The 559-nt window shown below is 69.1% G+C and carries 1 protein-coding gene; it reads right to left on the bottom strand.

The window, feature by feature from the left end; genetic code table 11:
- Positions 1-559: cutinase family protein (locus HMPREF0591_RS30165; RefSeq protein WP_007172698.1), on the bottom strand; the 559-nt coding region annotated here is incomplete at both ends.

The raw sequence follows: 559 nt of genomic DNA on the forward strand, positions 1-559 counted from the left end.
GTCGTCGGCGTAGGTGTTGTGGGCGGCGAAGTTCATGCCGTCGGAGCAGACCGGGTCTTCGGTGGCGCAGACCTTGATGGTCTTGTCGGCGAAGGTGGGGCCGATGACGACGGGGGGTTCGCCGAGGAAGTTCATGGCGCGCACGTTGGGCATGCCGAAGAGCACGACCGAGGACACGTGTTGGGCGACCGAGGGGTCCAGGGGCTTGGGCACGGTGTTGGGGTCGATGCCGTCGGGGACCGAGGGGGAGGTGACGAAGCCCATGACGGCGGCGCCCTGGGAGTAGCCGCCGAGCACCATCTTGGTGTTGGGGCATTGCTGGGCCATCGAAACCACGTGCGCCCCGGCGTCTCTGACGCCGTCGATGCCGGTGGCCCATTGGTCGCTGGCGGGGTAGTTGACCGGGTACACGTCGAAGGAGCGGGAGCCGACGCGTGAGTGCAGGGCGTCGACGAAGGCTTGGCCGGTGGGGCCGACGCCGGGGGCTTCGCCGGTGCCGCGGGCGAAGACCACTTGGACGTCGGGGCATTGGGCGGAGGCGGAGGGGAGGACAGAACCA

This window comes from Mycobacterium parascrofulaceum ATCC BAA-614, from assembly GCF_000164135.1.
GTDB classification, from domain to species: domain Bacteria; phylum Actinomycetota; class Actinomycetes; order Mycobacteriales; family Mycobacteriaceae; genus Mycobacterium; species Mycobacterium parascrofulaceum.